Source organism: Phocaeicola fibrisolvens (assembly GCF_025567125.1).
Lineage (GTDB): Bacteria > Bacteroidota > Bacteroidia > Bacteroidales > Bacteroidaceae > Phocaeicola > Phocaeicola fibrisolvens.
In genome coordinates, this window is the sequence record NZ_JAOQJI010000089.1 from 1 (window position 1) to 5,527 (window position 5,527).

The 5,527-nt window shown below is 36.0% G+C and carries 3 protein-coding genes; 2 read left to right on the forward strand and 1 reads right to left on the reverse strand.

Annotation, left to right across the window (positions count from 1 at the left end; all coding sequences use genetic code 11):
• Positions 1-71: 71 nt before the first annotated feature.
• Positions 72-1,238: a site-specific integrase gene (locus tag OCV81_RS17455; protein ID WP_148331109.1), complete on the reverse strand. Its 1,167-nt coding sequence runs from the start codon at positions 1,236-1,238 to the stop codon at positions 72-74.
• A 409-nt stretch (positions 1,239-1,647) separates the two neighbouring features.
• On the opposite strand from OCV81_RS17455, the gene cdd reads away from it, so the two are divergent.
• The gene (gene cdd, locus OCV81_RS17460; protein ID WP_148331107.1) at positions 1,648-2,127 is read left to right on the forward strand and encodes a cytidine deaminase; all 480 of its coding nucleotides are present in this window, start codon (positions 1,648-1,650) and stop codon (positions 2,125-2,127) included.
• A gap of 586 nt (positions 2,128-2,713) precedes the next feature.
• A complete protein-coding gene (locus OCV81_RS17465; RefSeq protein WP_148331108.1) occupies positions 2,714-5,449 on the forward strand; it encodes an FIVAR domain-containing protein in 2,736 nt (911 codons plus the stop codon).
• The last annotated feature ends 78 nt before the right edge of the window (positions 5,450-5,527 follow it).

Below are 5,527 nucleotides of genomic sequence, written 5' to 3' on the forward strand. Positions count from 1 at the left end.
CCGTCGGATAAGCTGATTGACGATAGGATTATATTGAACCCAATCCTAACTTCTTACTACAGAAGTATTTATCAAGCGACCAATCTGGGCGCACTTGCGTAATGCTGTGTGGTCTCAATACGACTGTGCCCCAACATCTTGCTGACCGTTTCAAGCGGTACGCCATGGGAAAGTGTAATTTCTGTCGCATAGGTATGACGGGCTGCATGGAAGACCAGCTTACGTCCTATACCGCAAATTTCGGCGATGCGTTTCAGATAACGATTCAATGAACTGTTGGAATACATGGGGAGAAGCTTTCCTTCAGGAGCCATATCGCGGTATTTTTCAATAATATGGAACGGCAGTTCCATAAGCGGTATTTCAAAATCTACACCGGTTTTCTTGCGAGAACTCCTGATCCACCAGGTACCATCTTCCGCGAGAGAAAGGTTTTCATTTGTCAGCAGACACATGTCGCTATAGGGAATACCCGTATAACAGGAAAACAGGAACATATCTCTCACATGATAAAGAATCTGATCATGGAGAGGTGTTGTCATAATCCTATTCAATTCTTCGGAGGTGAGATATTTCTGTTCCGGTTTCGGATGTACCGGTTCATATCCGACAAACGGGAATACTGTTATTATACCGTCAGCAATAGCTTCTCCGACAATTGTTTTCAGTTGGACGGTAAGATTGACTATTGTGCCTGAAGCCAGACAACATTCCGTACGTAGATACAAGTCATATTTTTCAATGAAGGAACGGTCCAATGCGGCAAAAGGGATATCTGACAGCTTATATTGCATCTGTAAAAAACGTACCAGATGATTGTAGGAATTGCGGTAAGCCCTCAATGTCTTTTCCGTACGATTGATCCCAACGCGTTTCTCGAAATTTCTAATGAAAAGTCTGAAATAGCTTAATAGGGTTTCCTGTTCCGAAGCCATACCCAAAAGTTGATGCTTTACATCCTCTGCTGTTACATCCTCACGGATTGCAGATTGTTCCGCATAGATGCCGAGCGCGGCAGCACGTATTTCATCCAGTCTGTTGTTTATGTCTCTTGCCGCAACACTTTTTCCACACGCCCGTCCGGATGACCACAATGACTGTGGCACACGAAACTTGACACTGAATGCTGTTTCAGAGTGCTTGCCGACAATAAGCCGTGCCATCACGGGACAGTTTCCCCTGGCATCCGCCTCGCTCTTTTTAAGGTAGAACGAAACCTTTACATCTGTCTGATTCATAATCTGTTCCATTGTTTGCAAAATTAACAGAGACAGAGTTAATCATCGGCATGTAAAATATCGTCAGACATCGACAAAGCTATCACCATTGACTTCCGGAACCTATATTTTTCATATCTCAAAAAAAATAAGTACCTTCGCTAAGCCAAAATGATGAAACTGCGTTCTTTACGGTCGGAGCAGAAAGGATTTTCAAACAACTCCATACAACTGGAATGGGCAACGGATAGGTAGCAATTTTTTCGCTTAACTATTCAAAAAACGGCTTCAAAGCACACATTTACAAATGCGGAATAATGCTGCGTATCTCCCTGAAAGCCCAATAGTTTACATTATTCTTCCTAAATCCATCCGAAATCGGGCGAGTTTCGCTATATTTGTCTATTACCCACTCACAAAAACAAAAGCCATGAAAGAAATTAAACTGGAAATTTGTATCCACTCTTTGCAATACGAAGAACTTGCTCCGAAAGACCGCGAACTGATTGACAAGGCCAAAGAAGCCACTTCCCGCAGTTATGCACCTTACTCCAAATTTTCGGTAGGTGCTGCCGCCCTGCTGAAAAATGGCGTGATTGTGACAGGCACAAACCAGGAAAACGCCGCCTATCCTTCCGGACTGTGTGCCGAACGTACCACCTTATTCTATGCCAACTCTCAGTATCCCGACCAGGCGGTACTGACGCTGGCCATCGCTGCCCGAAGTGAATCCGGCTACCTTGACACGCCGATTCCTCCCTGCGGAGCTTGCCGCCAGGTATTGCTGGAAACGGAACAGCGCTACCGTCAGCCCATGCGCATCCTGCTGTATGGAGAAAAAGCGATTTATGAGGTGAACGGCACGAAAGACTTGCTTCCTTTGTCGTTTGGTGGGGAATTTCTTTCTTAACTACCATATTTATTTTTTACAAACCCCTGAAAGTCTATGAATTAGATCTATCCGGGGTTTTGTTACTAAATACCTCCTATAATCTCTCATTTTTCCTGAATAAATATTGCACAAATAACTGACTTAGTACAGTTATATTTCAAATCATAACCTCTAACCTTTACATCATCCTAATTTTTAATCACTTTATAACATATAAAAAATCTTTCATTCTTGAGAATTCTGCATAGTTGATTCATGTACAAAAAAGACGATTTTTACGGAGATTTTAAGAATAACCCCATAAAGGATGGCTATCATGCTGGAAATCAAAATAAGCCCTATATCAATAGGCCTATATCACAGATTTTTTGTACTTTTGTATTCAAATCAAGACGATTATTTCCAAAACATATTAGAAAAAGAAAAACATTCTACTTATCAGGAATTTAGGAACATAGGAAATTTTCAAACGACACACTCAAAAAGCATAGTAATTCTTACGCTATAAGCGACTGTATATAAAATTTCCCATAAACCGCTAACTAAAACATGCTATCACAGTTTTACACTTTATACTATTAAAAAATTATAGAATTCAAAAAATATGAGTTGCATTGGATGTGCATTAGAAATCCTTATAACATGGGGGCTACAAGGTATTATAGCGATATGCATAATTGTAGCTACATTATTCCTCATTCTTATAATCAACATTTTTGCGCTTAAATTATCCACAAAGCGTTTAATGAAAAAATTTAATCACCTAAAGAATACATATCCTTATGCATACTCTTATTTCCTAGAAGAAGTACGAATTTTTAAACCAGAAAATAGTTTTACGAGACAAGATATAAAAAGAATCACTTCTTTCCCAGAAATAAAATGGAAAGAAATACAAGAATTAAAACAACTTCAACGGGATGAACAGGTATTAGCTGAATATAATATGATTAAAACCACCTATTCTAATGGACTTGCTTGTTGGGAAAAAGAACATCCGTCTGCGAGCAAACTATTAGTTATAAACAACATTACAGAAATAATAAATTTCGACAAACGACAGAAAAAATTTTTGGTAACAGAAAAATGGGAACAGGCACAAGTTGCTTTTAGTAAGTTATGCCGTAGCAAGAAATCTACAACTCCACACTCTGGTTGTTATTTCTATAACTTAAATCTTGTAAAAACTAATTATAAAGGAGAAACTTTAAAAGGAAACTATCGTGTATGGCAATTCTTTTTTTCAAGTTTCTGTACTGCTACTGATTTAAATTACACTTATTTTAAACGGATTCTTGAAAATAACAATAATATAGAAAAGTATAAACAAGGAAAAATAAAATTTCCTTCCTATCTCAATATAGAAATTAGTAATTTTATAAAATCCTTGAACGTTCCTGTGCAAGTAATCACATTTGGAACCAATCCTGATGAAAGTCTTCAATTTCAGTTTTTGACCTCAAACTTGGCTGTACTTGGAATTCAATCATCTAATTTTCATCACTTGGATAAATTATCTTCAAACTATGTAGCCATTATTGATGAAATAACAACACAAACTCAATTTGTGGAAAGATGTAAATCTGTAATGCAGCAATTTGAACACCAAAATCCTTGCATCATTTATATTTCTTTTATGAAAGAATTTTCTCGAAAGGAAATGCAAGAACTCATTAATAAAAAAGACAAAGAGTTACAACAACAAAAATACATAAAAGATGATATCAATTCGATTTCTAATGCACTAAAGCCTGCTGATATTGAAACAGCAAAAGATAAGATTCAAAGAATTAAATGTTTCACACAAACTACTAATGTCGACAAAGAATTGGCAAATATTATCAATACAGCAGAACAAAAAATCAATAATGACTATACAGTAGGAATTATTGATAACTTTGATATTCAGCATGTTGATTATTTTACTCCACATTCTGTCCAAAATAAGAGCAACAAGATTTATCCAGTAATTAAATATCCAAAATATGGAAATATCGTTTTTCCTTATAGAAGAAAAGCCATAGCCAGAAGAGGTTTTAGTGAAGCTAATTTCCAAAATTATCTGCAAGACATTTTTAAAGAGTGTGATTTACTTATACTCGGCGATTGCAATATACTCCCTGTAGAAGATAACAGGCCATTTGAACCAGACATCGCGATTATATGCAAGAAACACCCATCCATAAGAATAGACATCGAAATAGACGAACCATACGCTGCTCTTACACGTAACCCCATCCATTATATAGGATGTGGGGACGATTTCCGTGATACACTTTTAAACAATATTGGATGGATTGTCATTCGTTTTACTGAATATCAAGTCTGTTCCAACTCCAAGGGGTGTGCCGCTTTAATTGCACAAGTGCTTCATCAAATTTACCCGTCTACATTCCTACCTATTGATCTTCTCTCATATCCTACTCCCAAAGAAGTTGAACGATGGACAGAAATTCAAGCAAAAGTAATGGCAATCGAAAATATTCGTGAAAAATACCTAAACCATAAATTTGGTATTATAGAAAACGAAAAACTTGAAATTTCTGATATAAAACAAACAGAAAAGGAAAAAATATGTGCTCAAATGGTAACCCCATTAGTTTTTGATACTTGTTCCACAAATAAAAATTATACAAAAGGAGAATCTACATTTCACGTAAGAGATACTTATATTCAATTTTATCCACAAGAGCATATTTATCTATACAATGGACAAAAGTTATTTATTCCTGTCAGCAGTGTTATATCTTGTTTCTTTAAGCCATTTGACTCATATTATTGGGCAGAATACAAAGCCCGTCAACGAAATGTACCACAAGGACAAGTACTTGAAGAATGGGATGCCAAAGGTACATGTTCACGTGATGTAGGAACTTTTATGCACCAACAAATAGAAAATTATTATAAAGGACTTCCTTATAAACAGGAATTCTCATTTAACTACGAAGGAAAATATGTTCATATAGAAGAGCAAATCACCCTTGACCATGAATATGCACAGTTTATGGAATTCTCCAAGAATCATAATTTTAAACCTTTTAGAACAGAATGGACCATTTATGATGAGGAACTAGAAATTGCAGGAACAATAGACATGATACATAAACGTGGAGATGTTTTCGATATATATGATTGGAAGCGTAGTCATCGTATTGTTGACTTTATGGGCAATCCCATCACAGTAAATAATTATGGTGAGAAGGGTTTGGGAGAACTCAATCAAATAGAAGATACTCCTTACTGGCACTATTGCATTCAACAGAATTTATATTGCTATATTCTTGAAAAAAAATATAACATAAAAATTGGAAAAATGTATCTTAACGTGAGTTCGAAATAGTAATAAATATATTTCAGTGATAATTAGAAACATAGCGATAAAAGTATTAAATTTATAGTGCTGAATTATAAGATTTAA